Raw genomic sequence first — 17,749 nt, 5'->3', positions numbered from 1 at the left:
GACATGGCCACCGACTACACACCCCAGGTGCAGGGCACCGGGGTCAAGGCCGCCGTCCAGCGATTCGGTGGACACCTCGCCGGCATGGTGATGCCCAACATCGGGGCGTTCATCGCCTGGGGTCTGATCACCGCGTTGTTCATCCCCACCGGCTACTTCCCGAACGAGACCCTCGGCGGACTGGTCGGCCCGATGATCGCCAGCCTGCTGCCGATCCTGATCGGCTACACCGGCGGTCGGCTGGTGCACGGTCAGCGCGGCGCGGTCGTCGGCGCGGTCGCCACGGTCGGCATCATCGTCGGGTCGGACGTGCCGATGTTCCTCGGCGCGATGCTCATCGGCCCGCTGACGGCGTACCTGCTGAAGCTCTTCGACGACCTGATCGAGGACAAGGTCCCGGCCGGCTTCGAGATGCTGATCAACAACTTCTCGTCCGGCATCATCGGCGGCGCGATGGCGCTCGTCGGTGTGCTGGCGATCGGCCCGGTGGTCCGCGCCGCCACCGACGCCGCCGGTTCCGCCGTCGACTGGATGGTCGGCCACAGCCTGCTGCCGTTCGTGTCGATCCTGGTCGAACCGGCCAAGGTGCTGTTCCTCAACAACGCGATCAACCACGGGGTGTTCGGTCCGCTGGGCGTCGCCGAAGCCGCGACCGACGGCAAGTCCATCCTGTTCATGATCGAGTCGAACCCCGGCCCCGGCCTCGGCCTGCTGGTCGCGTTCCTGCTCTTCGGCCCCCGCCTGCTGCGGGCCAGCACCCCGGCGGCGATCATCATCCACTTCCTCGGCGGCATCCACGAGATCTACTTCCCGTACGTGCTGATGAAGCCCCGACTGATCCTCGCGATGATCGCCGGTGGCGCGACCGGGGTCTGGACCTTCATGATCACCGGTGCCGGCCTGGTCGCCACCCCGTCGCCGGGCAGCATCTTCGCCTACCTGGCCGTCACCCCCCGAGGCGGCTGGTTCCCGGTCCTGCTCGGCGTGGTCCTCTCGGCGGCGGTCACCTTCGCCGTCGCCTCCGTCCTGCTCGGCTTCGGTCGCGGCGAGGGCAAAGAGCCGGTCGAGGAGAACACCGGCCCCCAGGCAGCCACCCTGGACACCCCGGCCGGCGACCCCGCCGGTGCGCACGCCTACCGGTCCACCCCGAGCAGCTACTGATCCGACCCACCCCACACCGCGACCACGGAGGCACGAAGCCCATGGCATCGATCAACGCGCAGGACATCCGCAAGGTCGTCGTCGCCTGCGACGCCGGCATGGGCAGCAGCGTCATGCTCGCCAGCCAGCTGCGCAAGCAGCTCAAGAAGCACCAGGTGACCGTGGAGCACACCCCGGTCAACGCGATCCCCGCCGACGCCGACGTCGTCGTCTGCCACCAGGGCCTGGCCGACCGGGCCCGGGGCAGCGCACCTGACACGGTGATCGTCCCGGTGCAGATCTTCATCGGCGACCCCGCCGTGGCCCGGCTGGTGGCCGCCGTGGCGCAGGGTGGCCGGCTCGATGGCTGACCACCAACCGGACCCAGGCGCTCTGCTCGAGCGCCGGGCCATCCGGCTCACCGAACACGCCGCCGACCGGGACGCCGCGATTCGCCGGTGCGGCGAGACCCTGGTGGAGATCGGCGCGGTGACCGAGGAGTACGTCGCCGCGATGCTGCAGCGTGAGCGCTCCGTCTCCACCTACGTCGGGGAAGGTGTGGCGATCCCGCACGGCACCCTGGCCAGCAAGGAGGCGGTACGCCGGGACGCGCTCGCCGTGCTGCGGTTCTCCGAGGCGGTGGACTGGGACGGCTTCCCGGTGACGGTCTGCGTGGCCATCGCCGCCCGAGGTGACGGACACGTCGAGTTGCTCGCCGCGCTGGCGCAGATCCTGCTCGACCCCGACTCCGCCCGCGCGCTGCGCGAGGCCACCGACATCGACGACGTACTCCGGCTGCTGGCGCCGGTGCGAGAGGAGAGCTCCACATGAAGGTCGTCCGGTTCCACTCCCCCGGCGACGTCCGCATCGAGGAGGCACCGCGGCCGCAGCCCGGCCCCGCTGACGTGCTGATCCGCGTCCGGGCCTGCTCGACCTGCGGCACCGACGTCAAGATCCGCAACTTCGGTCACCACCACATCGCCCCACCCCGGGTGATGGGCCACGAGATCGCCGGCGAGATCGCCGAGGTCGGTGCCGACGTCACCGGCTGGCAGGCCGGCGACCGGGTCCAGGTGATCGCCGCGATCCCCTGCGGCACCTGCGGGGAGTGCCGGCGCGGCCGGATGACGGTCTGCCCCAACCAGGAGTCGATGGGCTACCACTACGACGGCGGATTCGCCGAACACATGGTGGTGCCGGCCAAGGTCCTCGCGGTCGACGGGCTCAACCGGATCCCGGACGGGGTCAGCTACGCCGAAGCGTCGGTCGCCGAACCGCTGGCCTGCGTCCTCAACGGACAGAACCTGGCCCAGGTCGGTACGGGCGACGACGTGGTGATCATGGGTTCCGGCCCGATCGGCTGCCTGCACGTACGGCTGGCCCGCTCGCGCGGCGCGGCCCGGGTGTTCCTGGTCGACGTCAACCGGGAGCGGCTCGACCTCGCCGCCGCTCTGGTCCATCCGGACGCCACCATCTGCGGGGCCGAGACCGACGTGATCGACGAGGTCCGCAAGCTCACCGACGGGCGCGGCGCGGACGTGGTGATCACCGCCACCGCCGCCGGCGTCGCCCAGGAACAGGCCCTGCAGATGGCCGCCCGGCAAGGCCGGATCAGCTTCTTCGGCGGCCTGCCGAAGGACAAGCCGATCATCGCCTGCGACTCCAACCTGGTGCACTACCGGGAGCTGACGATCGTCGGCGCCAACGGCTCCAGCCCGGCGCACAACGCCGAAGCGCTCGCGCTGATCGCCAGTGGAGCGGTACCGGTCGCCGACCTGATCACCCACCGGCTTCCGCTGGATCGGGCACTCGAGGCGTTCGACGTGGTCGCCAGGGGCGAAGCCATCAAAGTCACCATCGAGCCCTGACCCCACCAGGGACAAAGGAGGCAGCCATGCCCACCCGTACCGTCACCGTCGGCTCCGCCAGCGGACTGCACGCCCGGCCCGCCGCGCTGTTCGTCGCGGCCGCCGCCACCGCGCCCGTACCGGTCACCATCGGCACCGCCGACCGGCCGGCCGTACCGGCCCGCAGCATGCTCTCCGTGCTGTCCCTCGGCGCGAAGCGGGGCACCGAGGTCACCCTGGCCGCCGAGGGCGACGGCGCCGACGCGGTGCTCGACGAACTGGCCGACCTGCTGGCCCGTGACCTGGACGCCGAGCCGGACCAGTCGACGGCCGAGCCGGCCGACCGGCCGGCGACCGACACCAACGCCGGTGCCGCACCGACCGCCGCCGGCCATGACTGAGCGGCTGACCGGACTCGGGGTCAGCGCCGGTCTGGCCGCCGGGCCGGTCCACCGGATGGCCGCCGCGCCACGGCTGCCCGCCACGGCACCGGTCGACGATCCGGCGGCCGAGGCCGAACGGGCCGTCGCCGCGTTGACCTCGGTCGCCGCCGAGCTGGCCCGCCGGGCCGGGGCCGCCAGCGACCCGACCGCCGCCGAGATCCTGCGCGCCCAGGTGTTGATGGCCGAGGACCCGGTGCTGCACGACGCCGTCACCGAACGGGTGAAGGCCGGCACGGACGCCCCACACGCCATCGCCGACGCGCTCGCCGAACACCGGGCGATGTTCGCCGCCGCCGGCGGCTACCTCGCCGAGCGCGTCGCCGACCTGGACGACCTGCGGGACCGGGCGGTAGCGGTCTGCCTGGGGCAGCCGATGCCCGGCATCCCGGATCCGGGGGAACCGTTCGTCCTCGCGGCCGCCGACCTGGCCCCGGCGGACACCGCCGGTCTCGACCCCTCCCGGGTTCTCGCGCTGGTCACCGCCGCCGGTGGACCGACCAGCCACACCACGATCGTGGCCCGGTCGCTCGGACTGCCGGCCGTGGTGCGCTGTCCCGGCATCCTCGACGTGCCGGACGCCACCCTGGTCACCGTGGACGGCACCACCGGCGAGGTCACCGTCGGAGTGGACGCCGTGGCCGTCAGCGGGACCCGTCGGCGCGAGCGGTACCGCCGCGAGCGGCTGGCCGCCACCACCGGTCCCGGGCGTACCGCCGACGGCCATCCGGTGGCGCTGCTGGCCAACGTCGGGTCGGCGGGCGATCTCGTCGACGACGTCGAAGGGGTCGGGCTGTTCCGCACCGAACTGCTCTACCTGGACCGTACCGAGCCGCCGGGGTTGGACGAGCAGGTCTCGGCGTACGCCGAGGTCTTCGCCGCCGCAGGCGGCCGCAAGGTGGTGCTGCGCACGCTCGACGCCGGCGCGGACAAGCCGCTGCCGTTCCTGCACGCCGGAGAAGAGCCCAACCCGGCGCTCGGGGTACGGGGCCTGCGCACCGCCCGACGCCGCCCGGAGGTGCTCCGCACCCAGTTGACGGCGATCGCCCAGGCCGCCGGTGCGACCGGCGCCCACGTGTGGGTGATGGCGCCGATGGTGACCACCGCGGCCGAGGCGGCCGACTTCGCCGAACAGGTCAGGGCGGTCGGGCTACCCATCGTGGGCGCGATGGTGGAGGTGCCGGCCGCCGCGCTGCGCGCCGAGGCGCTGCTGCGCCAGGTCGACTTCCTCAGCATCGGCACCAACGACCTGAGCCAGTACGCGTTCGCCGCCGACCGGCTCTGCGGCGACCTCGCCGACCTGCTGGACCCGTGGCAGCCTGTGCTGCTGGAGCTCATCGCCACCTGCGCGCGGGCCGGCACGGCGGTCGGCAAACCGGTCGGGGTCTGCGGCGAGGCGGCGGCCGACCCGGCCCTGGCCGTGGTGCTGGTCGGCCTGGGAGTGTCCAGCCTGTCCATGTCGGCCCGGTCGGTGCCGGCGGTACGGGCGGCGCTCGCCGCGCACACTCTCGACGACTGCCAGCGGCTGGCCCGGGCCGCGCTGGCCGCGCCGGACGCGGTCGGCGCGCGAGCGGCGGGGTCCGCGCACGTCGCCGCTGGCTGATCGATCATCGCGGCCGGGGGGACGGCCGAGCTGATCGCCTCGTCCGGGCGGGGCGGTTGATCGGCCGATGGCCGCGCGGGGCTCAGGTCGAACTTGGGTGGACCGGGTCGTGGGTGCCGCGCGGCACGTCGGGCCGGCAGCGGCGCAGCCGGGTCGCCGCCATCCGGCCACCCGCGCCGAGCCCGTGGTCCTGGACCGCCGCCAGCCCGTAGGCGCTGCAGCTGGGGGTGTACCGGCACCGACCCGGCCAGTACGGCGACAGCCAGCGCCGGTAGCCGCGGATCGCCGCCACGCCCATCCGGTCCAGCGCGGGTGCCCGGGTCGCGGTCGCCGCCGGCGCGCCGACGGCGAGCAACGAGGAAAACAGTCCCAGGTCGCAGCAGTCGCAGTCGCAGCAGCCGTCGAATCGGGACCGGCTCGTCCGGCGGCGCCGCCGGCGGTTCTCCCACGCGGTCACCCAGGATTTCTTGATCATGGCGTCGATGATCGACGACGCCCGCAAGCCGATGGTCGCGGGGGGCCGTCCGCTGGCCCCCGGGCGGGCCCCACCACCGTCGAGACCCTGACGGTGCTCACACCACCGCTGACCAGCCGACTCATGCCCGGCGTTCACCCGCCGGTCAGCCTCGGCCGACGGTGGTGTTCACCTGCGACGGCGATGCTCCGCCTGATCCGATCCTTGCGACCCGGAGGTCACCTGTGACCAGACCGCTCTGGCAAACGACCGTCATGGTCTCGATACTCGCCCTGCTCCTGGGCACCGTCGCACCGGTCGGCGCGAGCGCCGGCGCCGGTGGCTCGACGCTGGCGCTACTCACCGAACCGTTCCTGCAGTCGCCGGAGAAGAACTCGGTACGGGTCGTCTGGCTCACCGAGTTCCACGGCCGGCACCACGTCGTCGTGGTCGGCGAGCGCGCCGACGAGCTCAACCGGGCCGAACTGCGGGCCGCCGCCACCGGCGGCAAGATCCGTGGCGTACGGGTGTTCGCCGCCCGTACCGGGGAACTGTCCCGCACCGCCGAGGACGCGGCCTCGCAGATCCCGAACCCGCCGGCGCAGATCACCCGCCGGCACATCTGGCGGCACGAAGCGACCGTGCGCGGGCTCGGGGTCGGCAGCCGTACGCCGTACCGGGTGGTGTCGATCGACACCGGCGCGATGGTTGCCTCCGACACCTACACCCTGGCTCCGGCGGCCGCGTCCGGTCAGGCCCAGAAGATCCTGCTCACGAGCGACCACCAGTCGATGCCGAACACTCCGGCCAACCTGCAGAAGGCGGTCGAGACGGTCGGCCGGATCGACGCCGTCTTCCTCGCCGGTGACCTGGTGAACATCCCGGACCGCGCGTCGGAGTGGTTCGACGACCAGCGGGGCGGCGCGTTCTTCCCGGCGTTGCAGGGCCGCGCCGCGCGAACGGTCAACGGCGTCACCTACTCCGGTGGTGAGATCCTGCAGAACGCACCGATCTATCCGGCGATCGGCAACCACGAGGTGCAGGGCCGCAGCGGGCTGCCGACGCTGAACGAGTCGTTCAACGCGCCGGTGCCGCGTGAGGTGGCCGAGGCCGCGTACCGGAAGGTCGCCAAGCAGGTCAACCCGCGCAACAACCGCAAGATCAAGGAACGCTGGATCCTGGAGAACTCGTTCAACACCGAGACGTACGAGGAAATCTTCAGCCTGCCGACCAGCGGTGCCGGCGGCGAACGCTACTACGCGACGACCGTCGGGGACGTACGGCTGATCTCGCTGTTCGCGACCCGGATCTGGCGCGGCACCGGGATCGCCGCCGATCCGGCCAACTGGCAGCGGACCCGCTACACCGAGTCGCCGGCGTCCCATGGGAATCCGCTGGCCCAGGGCTGGGGCTCGCACATCTTCGAGGAGATCGGGGTCGGCAGCAAGCAGTACGAGTGGTTGCGCCGCGAGGTGTCGAGCAAGAAGTTCCGCGACGCGCGGTACACCGTGGTGATGCTGCACGAGGGTCCACACGGGCTCGGCGACAATGTCGCTCCGGCGTTCACCGATCCGGTCCGTACCGAGCAGACCGACGCCGCCGGCAACCTGTCGATCCGCTACGACTACCCGCGTGAGGCCAACTACCTGACCCGCGACGTCGCGCCGCTGCTGGAGTCCGCCGGGGTCGACCTGGTCCTCAACGGCCACTCACACCTGTGGAACCGGTTCACCGCCGACGCCGGCACCCACTACCTGGAAACGTCCAACGTGGGCAACTCGTACGGTGCGTACCACCCGCTGTCCGGCCGGTCCCGGCCCATTCCGCCAGCGCCGTGGAACCCGGACAACTACCTCGCCCAGGGCAACCCGGGCGGGCTGGAACCGCAGCTCCCGACGGTCGCGCCACTGACCGACCCGGCCGGTACGCCGCTGCCGTTCGTGCAGAGCAACGACTATTCGGTGTTCAGTGTCTTGGACACCGGCACCGGTGAAGTGACCAGCTACGTGTACGACATGCGGACCCCGGAGGTCACGCCGACCGTACTGGACCGCTTCCCGCTCGGCGGCTGAGCGTCCATGGTCCCGCCATCGGGTACCTCCGGTGGCGGGACCAGCCAGGTCAGTTGCCGGCCCAGACGTATGCGGTCCGGATCCGGGTCCTCGAACTGCTCGGCGAGCGACCCCGCCAGATCCGCGAACTGCTCGCCGAGATCGACGTCGAGGCGTCGAACCTGTCCCAGTAGCTGGCGGTGCTCCGCCGGGCCGGGATCGTCGTCTCCAGCCGGGACGCTCTGACGGCGGGCTTCGGAGCTGGTGCGGGGCGGGGCGCCCCCGTTCCGCGCCCCGCACCGCACCAGCGGTCTCGAAAACCCACCGGCGCCACCACGGATCGGTACGCCAGGTCCGGCGGAGATCCGGCGTGCCGAGGGTTGGTCAAACGCCAGGTGGTGATCGTATACTGACCGCGCGTACCGCCGTCAACTAGCATTAACAGAGATCGCGGTCACCACTAACTCTAGCTGCACATCCGATGGAGGTGGCCGTGACGGGCGGCGGCGTTGCTCCCCCAGCCGGATCCGATCGGTCGACCCTGGCCGACAAGCTCAACCTGCTGTTCGAGACAGTGCACCCGGCGGGCCGGGACCCGTACACCTCACGGGAGGTCGCCGACGCCATCCGCGGTCGCGGCGGCTCCATCTCCGACGTCTACATCTGGCAGCTGCGCACCGGCCGACGGACCAACCCCACCAAGGAACATCTCGAAGCCCTCGCCGACTTCTTCGACGTCGACCCGGCCTACTTCTTCGACCGACGGCGCTCCGGCGAGATCGAACGCGACCTGCACGCCCTGCACGCCATGCGCAACCTGAAGGTACGCGCGGTGGCCACCCGGCTCAGCGCGCTACCCGACGAGCAACTCGACGCCGTCGGCGACATCCTCGACCGGGTCATGCAGGCGTTGCAGACCCAACGAGGCGGTACGGCGGGTCCACCGACCGACGAACGGCCCACCCCGTGATCGTCATGCAGTGGCAACGGGCGGACGAAGCTGAGGTGACCACGGACATGAAGTCGACCCGGTCGCTGCGACAGACCTGCCTGACCAGGCTGCGCCAGCTCCAGGAGCGGGGTCTGCGGCTGCCGAGCCCGTTCGACGCCGACGAACTGTGCCGACGGGTCGGCGACGTGCTCGGCCAGGGAATCACCCTGGTCGGTGTCCCCATGCCGACCGGAGCGCCGTTCGGGCTCACCTTCTTCACCGACGCCGGACACATCGTCGCCTACGAACAACGCACCAGTCGGGTGCACCGCGACCACATCATCGCCCACGAGATCAGCCACATCCTGCTCGACCATCGCACCCTGGCGATCGACGGCCGGCAGGCGAGCCAGCTACTGATGCCGGCGCTGCGGCCCACCCTGGTGCACCGGGTGCTCAACCGTACCGGCGTCTACAGCCGGGGCGAGGAGCAGGAAGCCGAAATGTTGGCGACCATCCTGCTGGAGCTGGCCGGCCGGGACCCGTCGGTCGCCGCACCTGCCCCGGCCGACGTACGGCTCGCCGGACCGGCCGACGCGGACCTGGAAGCCCGGCTCCGACACGGACTCGAACCACCTCCCCGCTGACCACGATGGACACCCTTCTCTATCCGGTGTGCGCCGCCGCCGGCTGGCTCGCCTTCGGCTACAAGCTGCGCGACTTACGGCGCGACCGCGACAACCAGGTCCTGCGGGCCATGGTGTACGCGTTCTGCGCCTTCTCCACCGGGATCACCTTCGCGATCCCCGCGATCGCCCAGGCCGTGGAACAGGCCACCGGACTGCCCAACCTGGCCAAGCTGCTCGCCCACGCGGGCGTCATGGCAGTAGCGGCCAACTCCGAGATCCTGCTGCTGTTCCTGGCCCTGCCGCCAGCCACCGCCAGCCATCGCGCCCGGCGACGGATCGTCGCCTCGACCTGCGCCTTCGCCCTGCTCGCCGGGCTGTGGCTGGTCACCCTCACCGCCGACCCCCCGGTCCGGCTGGTCGTCGAGGACGCCGCGCACCCAGCCGTCGCCGGCTACCTGCTCGTCTACCTCGGTGTCTTCGTCGTCTACGCCGGCGACCTGGCCCGGCTCTGCTGGCGGTTCGCCCGGGCCACGCCGCGTCGATGGCTCCGGCGCGGGCTGCGGATCACCGCGTTCGGCGCGGCCGCCGCGCTGATCTACTGCGTCAGTAAGGCCGGATATCTGGTGGCGTACCGGCTGGGCGCGACGCCCGCCGGCGAGTCGCAGATCGCCGCCGTCCTGGTGACCATCGGCGCGTTGGCGATGCTCGTCGGACTGACCCTGCCCACCTGGGGCCCGGCGGTGGACACCGGGCGGATCTGGACGCGGCGGCAACGCTCCTGGCGGCAACTCGCCCCGTTGTGGCGGGCGGTGACCAGCGCCGCACCTCAACTCGTCCTCGACGAGCGCGCACACCGGACGACCGTCGCGCTGCGCGACATCGACTACGCGCTACACCGGCGGATCACCGAGATCCGCGATGGCCGGTTGGCGCTGCGGCCGTACATCGACCAGCGGATCGCGCGGGCCGCCGGTCGACTGGCCGACGACGCCGGCCTCGACGACGAAAGCCGCTCGGCGCTGGTCGAGGCCGCCATGATCGCCGCCGGTGTCCGCCAAGCGGAGGCCGGCGCGCCGGTGTCGCGGCCCGACCTGTCCGACCCGTACGACCCACCCGACGGCTATCCGGGCGAGATCGCCTGGCTGAGCCAGGTGGCCCGGTGGTACGGACGCTCCGCGCTGGTCGACCGCGCGCGGATCGTGGACCGGCCAGCCGAGTGACCCGTACCGGCGGCACGGCGGCGACAAAAGAGAAGCTGACGCTGATGGAGGACCCACGGCGATGAAGGACCGGTACGCCAACCTGCGACGGATCCGCACCCAGGACCCCGAGCGGGACTACCTGGAGATCTATCAGACAATGGTGCGCCGGGAGTTCCCGTGGGACAGCAAGCTCGGGCTCAACCTGGCGTTCAACCGGTCCTTCTCCCTCCCGCGCGTCGCCGCGCTGCACGTGGCGACCGGCGAGCTGCTGCGGCACACCCGCAAACGCGTCGACGACACCGGCCTGCTGATGTACGAAATGCTGCTGCACGGCTTCGACCACCCCCGGGGCCGGGAGTCGGTCCGCCGGATCAACCAGATCCACCACCGGTACGACATCGCCGACGAGGACTACCGCTACGTCCTCGGCTGCCTGGTGGTGGTGCCGATCCGCTGGCTGGGACGGTACGGCTGGCGGGCGCCCTGCTGCCACGAACGCGCCGCCGCCTACCACTACTACCGGCAGCTGGGGCGGCGGATGGGGATCGATGACATTCCCGGCTCCTACGACGAGTTCGCCGCCTGGTTCGACGCGTACGACGCGGCCCAGTTGCGGTTCAGCCCGCAGGCGGCGCGGATCGAACAAGCCACCCGGGCACTGTTGCGCGGCCGCCTGCCCCGCCCGCTCGCCCCGGTCGGCGACGCGCTGGTCACCGCCATGTACGACGATCGACTACGAGCCGCCACCGGGCTCACCGCCGCACCGGTGGCGGTCCGTGTCGGCCTGCACGTCGGGCTGAGGCTACGGGCGGGCCTTTTGAGGTGGGCCGCCCGACCCCGCCGCCAGCCGCTGTTCGCCGACGGCATCCGTACCCCGACCTATCCGGACGGATATCGGATCTCCGATCTTGGTCCCGCCGGTCAATGATCGGTCCCGCCGGTCAATGATCGGTCCCGCCGGTCAATGATCGACCACTGTCGGGTCTATCCACGCCGGTGGACGTGGTCACAGCGCCCTCGGCCATGCCCGATCCAGCCGGCGAGGCCTTAGCATTCGTTCATGACAGTGCCATCCGAGAACCTGGGCCCGGCCGGGGACTTCCCACCGACCGCGCCGCAGCAGTGGCGGCGGCTGGTGCTCGGCGTACTGCGTAAATCCGGTGCCGCCGGCCCGGACACGCCCATCGACGGCGTCGACGATCTCCTCGCCACGACGACCTACGACGGGATCCGCGTCGCCGCGCTGCACACCCGCCCGGCGACGCCGCCGGCGATCGGGACACCCGGGGCGGCACCGTTCGTCCGTGGTGCCCAGCTGCTGCGCGACGGCGGCGGCGCGGGCGGCACCACGCCGGCCGACACGGTCGCCGGGTGGGACGTGCGGGCCCGGTACGCCGACCCGGATCCGAAGGCCACCCGGGAGGCGGTGCTGACCGATCTCGCCAACGGGGTCACCTCCGTCTGGCTGGACCTGAGCTCCGGCGGGCTGGAGCCGGCCGACCTCGGCGACGCCCTCGACGGGGTGCACCTCGATCTGGCCGGTGTCGTCCTCGACTCCGGCGGACGCGGGCTCCCGGCGGTCGAGGCGTTCCTGGCGCTGGCCGCCAGTCGCCGTACCGACCCCGCCGAGCTGACCGGCAACCTCGGTCTCGACCCGGTGGGCTGGCAGGCCCGGACCGGCGAGCCGGCCGACCTGTCCGGGCTGACCGATCTGGTGGGCCGCCACGCCGACCGCTATCCCCGGCTGCGGTCGGTCTGTGTCGACGCCACCAGCTATCACGAGGCCGGCGGTAGCGACGCGCAGGAGCTCGGTTGCGCTCTGGCCACCGGGGTGGCGTACCTGCGGGCCCTGACGGCGGCCGGACTCGACGTGTCGGCCGCCTTCGCCGAGCTGGAGTTCCGGTACGCCGCGACCACCGACCAGTTCCTGACCATCGCCAAGCTGCGCGCCGCCCGACGGATGTGGTCCCGGGTGGCGCAGCTGTGTGGCGTACCGGACGCCGGTCGGCAACGTCAACACGCGGTGACGTCTCTGGCGGCGATGACCGCCCGGGACCCGTGGGTCAACATGCTGCGGACCACGGTCGCCTGCTTCGCCGCCGGAGTCGGCGGGGCCGACGCGGTCACCGTGACCCCGTTCGACGCGCGGTACGGGCCGCCCGACGGCTTCGCCCGACGGATCGCCCGCAACACCCAGTCGGTGCTGCTGGCCGAGGCGCATCTCGGCCGGGTGCTCGATCCGGCCGGCGGTTCCTGGTACGTCGAGCGGCTCACCGCCGACCTGGCCACGGTCGCCTGGGAGTGGTTCACCCGGATCGAGCGGGCCGGCGGCATCGCCACGGCCCTGGCCACGGGCCTCGTCGCGGAGGAGATCGAGGCCACCTGGGCCGAACGGGCGGCCAACCTGGCGCACCGGCGGGATCCGATCACCGGGGTCAGCGAGTTTCCCGACCTGGCCGAGGGCCCGCCGCGCGACGCCTCGGCCCGGCCGGCGCAGAGCGGCACAGCGGATCGGCCGGCGCAGAATGGCGCGCTGCCTCGCCGGTTCTACGCGCAGGACTTCGAAGCCTGCCGGGACCGCGCCGACGACCACCTGGCCGCCACCGGCACCCGACCATCGGTCTTCCTCGCCACGCTCGGTCCGCTGGCGGCGCACGGCGCCCGGGTCGGCTTCGCCACGAACCTCTTCGCGGCCGGCGGTATCGCCACCTCCCGGGCCGGGGCACCGGACGACGACCCGGCCGCCATCGCCGCCGCGTTCGCCGCCGACCCGACGATTGTCGCCTGCGTGTGCGGCACCGACCAGGCGTACGGCGAGCGCGCCGCGCCGCTGGCCGCCGCGCTCACGGCGGCGGGTGCCAAGCGCGTGTGGCTGGCCGGGCGGCCAGCCGGGATCGACCACGTCGACGGCTATCTGTACACCGGCTGCGACGCTCTGGCCGTACTGGAGACCACGCTGGACGACCTGGGGGTGGCACGATGATTCCGGACTTCCGCGACGCGCGGCTCGTCGACCCGGACGCCGACCCGGACGCCGAGCCGGCCACACCCGCTTCGCACCCAACCGCCGAGCTGGACGAAGCAGGCGCAAGGGCTTGGACGGCAGCGGTGCGGGAGCACACCGGCCGGGACCCACGGGAGCTGGCCTGGGACACCCCGGAGGGGATCCGGGTGGCTCCGCTGTACACCGCCGAGGACCTGGCGGGGCTGGAGTTCCTGGACACCTGGCCCGGCATCCCGCCGTACCTGCGGGGGCCGTACCCGACGATGTACACCACCCAGCCGTGGACGATCCGCCAGTACGCCGGATTCTCCACCGCCGAGGAGTCCAACGCCTTCTACCGGCGCAACCTCGCCGCCGGCCAGAAGGGCCTGTCGATCGCGTTCGACCTGGCCACCCATCGCGGCTACGACTCCGATCATCCTCGGGTGGCCGGCGACGTCGGCATGGCCGGGGTGGCGATCGACTCGATCCTCGACATGCGGCAGCTCTTCGACGGGATCCCGCTGGAGAAGATGAGCGTGTCGATGACCATGAACGGCGCGGTCCTGCCGGTGCTGGCGCTCTACATCGTCGCGGCCGAGGAACAGGGGGTGGCGCCGGAGCGGCTGACCGGGACCATCCAGAACGACATCCTCAAGGAGTTCATGGTCCGCAACACCTATATCTATCCGCCCGGGCCGTCGATGCGGATCATCTCCGACATCTTCGCCTACACGTCGGCGCGGATGCCGAAATTCAACTCGATCTCGATTTCCGGTTACCACATTCAGGAGGCCGGGGCCACCGCTGACCTGGAACTGGCGTACACGCTGGCCGACGGTGCGGAGTATCTGCGGGCCGGGCGGGCCGCCGGGTTGGACATCGATGTGTTCGCCCCCCGGTTGTCGTTCTTCTGGGCGATGGGGATGAACTTCTTCATGGAGGTCGCCAAGCTTCGGGCGGCCCGGCTGCTCTGGGCCAAGCTGGTCCGCCAGGCTGGCGCGACCAACGCCAAGTCGTTGAGTCTGCGGACCCACTGCCAGACCTCCGGCTGGTCGCTGACCGCGCAGGACGTCTACACCAACGTCATTCGTACCTGCGTCGAGGCGATGGCCGCGACCCAGGGACACACCCAGTCGCTGCACACCAACGCCCTGGACGAGGCTCTCGCGCTGCCCACCGACTTCTCCGCCCGGATCGCCCGCAACACCCAGCTGTTGCTCGCCCACGAATCCGGCACCACACGGGTGATCGATCCGTGGGGCGGCAGCTTCTACCTGGAACGGCTCACCCATGATCTGGCCCGGCGGGCCTGGGAGCACATCACGGAGGTGGAGGCGGCCGGAGGGATGGCCCGAGCCATCGACGACGGGCTGCCCAAGCTGCGGATCGAGGAGGCCGCCGCGCGGACCCAGGCGCGGATCGACTCCGGCCGGCAGCCGGTGATCGGGGTCAACCGCTTCCGGCCGGAGGCGGACGAGCCGGTCGAGGTGCTCAAGGTCGACAACACGGCGGTACGGGCGGCGCAGCTGGCGAAGTTGCGTCAGCTGCGCGCCGAACGCGACGAGGCGGACTGTGCCGCCGCGCTCGACGCGCTGACCCGGGCCGCCGGCCGACCGACCTCGCCGGGCGACGACGATCTCGACGGCAACCTGCTGACGCTGGCGGTCCGGGCGGCGCGGGCCCGGGCCACCGTCGGCGAGATCTCCACGGCGCTGGAGCGGGTGTACGGCCGGCACGCCGCGCAGATCCGTACCATCACCGGGGTGTACCGGCGGGAGGCGGGAGCGGTGGCCGCGATCGAGCAGGCCCGGACGGCGGCCGCCGACTTCGCCGAGGCGGAGGGGCGCCGACCCCGCATCCTGGTCGCCAAGATGGGCCAGGACGGCCACGACCGGGGGCAGAAGGTCGTCGCGTCCGCCTTCGCTGACCTGGGGTTCGACGTTGACGTCGGTCCGCTGTTCCAGACCCCGGCGGAGGTGGCGCGGCAGGCGGTCGAGGCAGACGTGCACTTGGTCGGGGTCAACTCCCTGGCCGCCGGGCACCTCACCCTGGTACCGGCGCTGCGCGACGAGCTCGCCGCGCTGGGCCGCGACGACATCATGATCATCGTGGGGGGTGTGGTCCCGCCGCAGGACTTCGACGCGTTGCGCGCCGCCGGAGCGGCGGCGATCTTCCCACCCGGTACGGTGCTGGCCGATGCCGCGCTCGACCTGCTCGGCGAGCTGTCCCGGCGGCTCGGGCATCCGGGTCTCGCCGGCCCGCCGCCCGGCGGGCCGGCACCGACGGAAGCCGGGGCCGGATGACCGGATCGCCCCGACCATCCCCGGCGGTCGCCGACTACGTCGCCGGTGTACGGGCCGGTACGCCAGCGTGGATCGCCCGGGCGATCACCCTCGTCGAGTCGACCCGGCCCGACCACCGCGCCCGGGCGCAGGAGCTGCTGGTGGCGCTGGCCCCGGACGCCGGGCGGGCCAGCCGGGTCGGGGTGACCGGCGTGCCCGGCGTCGGCAAGTCGACCTTTATCGACGAGCTCGGCAGCCGGCTCATCGCCGCCGGTCATCGGGTCGCGGTCCTCGCGGTGGATCCGTCATCGACCCGGACCGGCGGGAGCATCCTGGGCGACAAGACCAGGATGGCGCGGTTGGCGGCGTCGACGGCGGCGTTCGTCCGGCCCTCCCCCACCGCTGGCACGCTCGGCGGGGTGGCCCGGGCGACCCGCGAGGCGATGGTGGTCGTCGAGGCCGCCGGCTACGACGTGGTGCTGGTGGAGACCGTCGGTGTCGGACAGTCGGAAACGGCGGTCGCCGAAATGGTGGACACCTTCCTGCTGCTGACCCTGGCCCGCACCGGCGACCAGTTGCAGGGCATCAAGAAAGGGGTGCTGGAGCTCGCCGACGTGATCGTGGTCAACAAGGCCGACGGGACGCATGCCGACGCGGCCCGGTCTGCCGCCCGGGAGTTGGCCACCGCGCTACGGATGCTCGGTGGCGCCGCCGAGGGATGGACCACGCCGGTGCTGACCGCCAGTGGACGCGACGGCAGCGGGCTCGACGAGGTCTGGCAGCGGGTCACCGCCCATCAGGACCACCTGCGCACCAGCGGCGAACTCGCCCGACGGCGGCAGCGCCAACAGATCCGGTGGATGTGGTCGATCGTCCACGACACCCTGCTCGACCGGTTGCGGACTCATCCGGCGGTGGTCGCGCTCGGTCCACAGGTCGAGGCCCGGGTGCTCGCCGGCGACAGCACGGCGGCGCAGGCGGCAGCCGAGTTGCTGGGCGCCTTCACCGGCGGGCACGACGGCCGTACCCGGTCCTAGCCGACGGCGGGAAGGATCCGGCGCAGCTGACCGGGGGGTGCGGACCGGTGCCGCCACTCCCGTGGGTAGCCGACCGACACCTCCTCGAACCGTACCCCGTCGTAGTACGTGGTGCGGGGGATGTGCAGGTGCCCGTAGACCATGACCGTGGCGCGGAACCGCCGATGCCAGTCGGCTGTCCGATCGGTGCCGCACCACATGGCGAATTCCGGGTAGCGCAGCACGTTCATCGGATCGCGGACCAACGAGTAGTGGTTGATCAGTACGGTCGGCAGCTGCGGATCGGTCTCGGCCAGTCGTTGCTCGGTGAACGCCAGGCGTTGCCAGCACCATTGCTCGCGGCTGGGATACGGGTCCGGGTGCAGCATCATCTCGTCGGTGCAGACGATCCCGGTGCCCTGCGCGTACGCCAGCCCTTCGGCCTTGTCGCGGGTGCCCGGTGGCAGAAAGCTGTAGTCGTACAGAGTGAACAGCGGGGCCACCGTGGCCGGCCCGCCGCCGCCGGTCCACACCAGATAGGGATCCTCCGGGGTACGGACCCCGAGCGCCCGGCAACGCTCCACCAGGTGGGCGTAGCGTTCCACCCCCCGCAGCCGGACCGGATCGTGCGCCGTGGTCCACAGCTCGTGGTTACCGGGCACCCAGATGACCTCGGCGAACCGCTCCCGCAGCAGGCCGAGCGCCCATTCGACGTTGGCGATCGTCTCCGCGACGTCGCCGGCGACGATCAGCCAGTCCTGCGGCGACGGCGCCCGCAGGTCGGCCACGATCTGGCGGTTCTCGGCGTACGCGATGTGCAGGTCGCTGATCCCCCACAGGGTCGGCTGCGGCCCGTCGCGCCCGACCGGGTCCCGGCCGACGCCGGATGCCGGCGGACCTCCCGATACCCGCGCACCGGCCAGCCCACCGCTGACCGGATCGCCGCCACCTGCCGTCGTGCTGTCCCACGTCCCGTCCGCCACCTGTCCGATGATGCGTCACTGCGGGCATATCCGGTAGATCCACCGACGAGATCACTCCGGTTTGGCCGGCCGGGAGCTGTCGCCTACCCGACACCACACCGGTGCGCCCTTCGCCATCTGCACCGTGGTCCGCCGCTGACGACCGGGTTTCACGATATTGCGCGCCATCCCCTGACAGCGTCGCG

General features: G+C 72.0%; 16 protein-coding genes. 14 read left to right on the top strand and 2 right to left on the bottom strand.

Annotated features, from left to right (window positions below):
- Window positions 1-3 precede the first annotated feature (3 nt).
- The 6 genes from O7632_RS18310 to ptsP are packed head-to-tail and all read left to right on the top strand — an operon-like array spanning window position 4 to window position 5,030.
- Window positions 4-1,161: a PTS mannitol transporter subunit IICB gene (locus O7632_RS18310; protein WP_278115932.1), complete on the top strand. Its 1,158-nt coding sequence runs from the start codon at window positions 4-6 to the stop codon at window positions 1,159-1,161.
- Window positions 1,162-1,202: 41 nt separating this feature from the next.
- Complete coding sequence (locus O7632_RS18305) at window positions 1,203-1,511, top strand: PTS lactose transporter subunit IIB (RefSeq protein WP_278115930.1); 309 nt, start codon at window positions 1,203-1,205, stop codon at window positions 1,509-1,511.
- Window positions 1,504-1,971 (top strand): PTS sugar transporter subunit IIA, encoded by a 468-nt coding sequence (locus tag O7632_RS18300; RefSeq protein ID WP_278115928.1) that lies wholly within the window; start codon window positions 1,504-1,506, stop codon window positions 1,969-1,971. The genes O7632_RS18305 and O7632_RS18300 overlap by 8 nt, the downstream gene beginning before the upstream one ends.
- Window positions 1,968-3,008: a zinc-dependent dehydrogenase gene (locus O7632_RS18295; protein WP_278115926.1), complete on the top strand. Its 1,041-nt coding sequence runs from the start codon at window positions 1,968-1,970 to the stop codon at window positions 3,006-3,008. Before O7632_RS18300 ends, O7632_RS18295 begins: the two co-directional genes overlap by 4 nt.
- A 26-nt stretch (window positions 3,009-3,034) precedes the next feature.
- Entirely contained in the window at window positions 3,035-3,388 is a 354-nt protein-coding gene (locus tag O7632_RS18290) for an HPr family phosphocarrier protein (RefSeq protein ID WP_278115924.1), read from the top strand.
- The gene (gene ptsP, locus O7632_RS18285; protein WP_278115923.1) at window positions 3,381-5,030 is read left to right on the top strand and encodes a phosphoenolpyruvate--protein phosphotransferase; all 1,650 of its coding nucleotides are present in this window, start codon (window positions 3,381-3,383) and stop codon (window positions 5,028-5,030) included. The genes O7632_RS18290 and ptsP overlap by 8 nt, the downstream gene beginning before the upstream one ends.
- A gap of 82 nt (window positions 5,031-5,112) precedes the next feature.
- Here ptsP and yidD read toward each other — a convergent pair whose 3' ends face one another.
- Entirely contained in the window at window positions 5,113-5,505 is a 393-nt protein-coding gene (yidD, locus tag O7632_RS18280) for a membrane protein insertion efficiency factor YidD (RefSeq protein WP_278115921.1), read from the bottom strand.
- A 224-nt stretch (window positions 5,506-5,729) separates the two neighbouring features.
- On the opposite strand from yidD, the gene O7632_RS18275 reads away from it, so the two are divergent.
- The 8 genes from O7632_RS18275 to meaB all read left to right on the top strand — a co-directional run bounded on the left by O7632_RS18275 (window position 5,730) and on the right by meaB (window position 16,602).
- Window positions 5,730-7,556, top strand: coding sequence for a metallophosphoesterase (locus O7632_RS18275; protein ID WP_278115920.1), 1,827 nt, complete (start codon window positions 5,730-5,732; stop codon window positions 7,554-7,556).
- Window positions 7,557-8,028: 472 nt separating this feature from the next.
- Window positions 8,029-8,505: a helix-turn-helix domain-containing protein gene (locus O7632_RS18270; protein ID WP_278115918.1), complete on the top strand. Its 477-nt coding sequence runs from the start codon at window positions 8,029-8,031 to the stop codon at window positions 8,503-8,505.
- Between the two features lie 35 nt (window positions 8,506-8,540).
- Window positions 8,541-9,113: a hypothetical protein gene (locus tag O7632_RS18265; RefSeq protein ID WP_278115917.1), complete on the top strand. Its 573-nt coding sequence runs from the start codon at window positions 8,541-8,543 to the stop codon at window positions 9,111-9,113.
- A gap of 5 nt (window positions 9,114-9,118) precedes the next feature.
- Window positions 9,119-10,315: an MAB_1171c family putative transporter gene (locus tag O7632_RS18260; RefSeq protein WP_278115915.1), complete on the top strand. Its 1,197-nt coding sequence runs from the start codon at window positions 9,119-9,121 to the stop codon at window positions 10,313-10,315.
- Window positions 10,316-10,376: 61 nt separating this feature from the next.
- Entirely contained in the window at window positions 10,377-11,225 is an 849-nt protein-coding gene (locus tag O7632_RS18255) for an oxygenase MpaB family protein (RefSeq protein ID WP_278115913.1), read from the top strand.
- 132 nt (window positions 11,226-11,357) lie between these two features.
- Window positions 11,358-13,280: a methylmalonyl-CoA mutase subunit beta gene (locus O7632_RS18250; protein WP_278115912.1), complete on the top strand. Its 1,923-nt coding sequence runs from the start codon at window positions 11,358-11,360 to the stop codon at window positions 13,278-13,280.
- Complete coding sequence (gene scpA / locus O7632_RS18245) at window positions 13,277-15,586, top strand: methylmalonyl-CoA mutase (RefSeq protein WP_278115911.1); 2,310 nt, start codon at window positions 13,277-13,279, stop codon at window positions 15,584-15,586. The genes O7632_RS18250 and scpA overlap by 4 nt, the downstream gene beginning before the upstream one ends.
- Complete coding sequence (meaB, locus tag O7632_RS18240) at window positions 15,583-16,602, top strand: methylmalonyl Co-A mutase-associated GTPase MeaB (protein WP_278115909.1); 1,020 nt, start codon at window positions 15,583-15,585, stop codon at window positions 16,600-16,602. The genes scpA and meaB overlap by 4 nt, the downstream gene beginning before the upstream one ends.
- Here meaB and O7632_RS18235 read toward each other — a convergent pair.
- The gene (locus tag O7632_RS18235) at window positions 16,599-17,420 is read right to left on the bottom strand and encodes a metallophosphoesterase (RefSeq protein ID WP_278120167.1); all 822 of its coding nucleotides are present in this window, start codon (window positions 17,418-17,420) and stop codon (window positions 16,599-16,601) included. The two genes, meaB and O7632_RS18235, sit on opposite strands and share 4 nt — an antisense overlap.
- Window positions 17,421-17,749: the final 329 nt, after the last annotated feature.

The organism is Solwaraspora sp. WMMD406 (assembly GCF_029626025.1).
Taxonomy (GTDB): domain Bacteria; phylum Actinomycetota; class Actinomycetes; order Mycobacteriales; family Micromonosporaceae; genus Micromonospora_E.
This window is presented reverse-complemented; position numbering and strand designations above follow the sequence as displayed.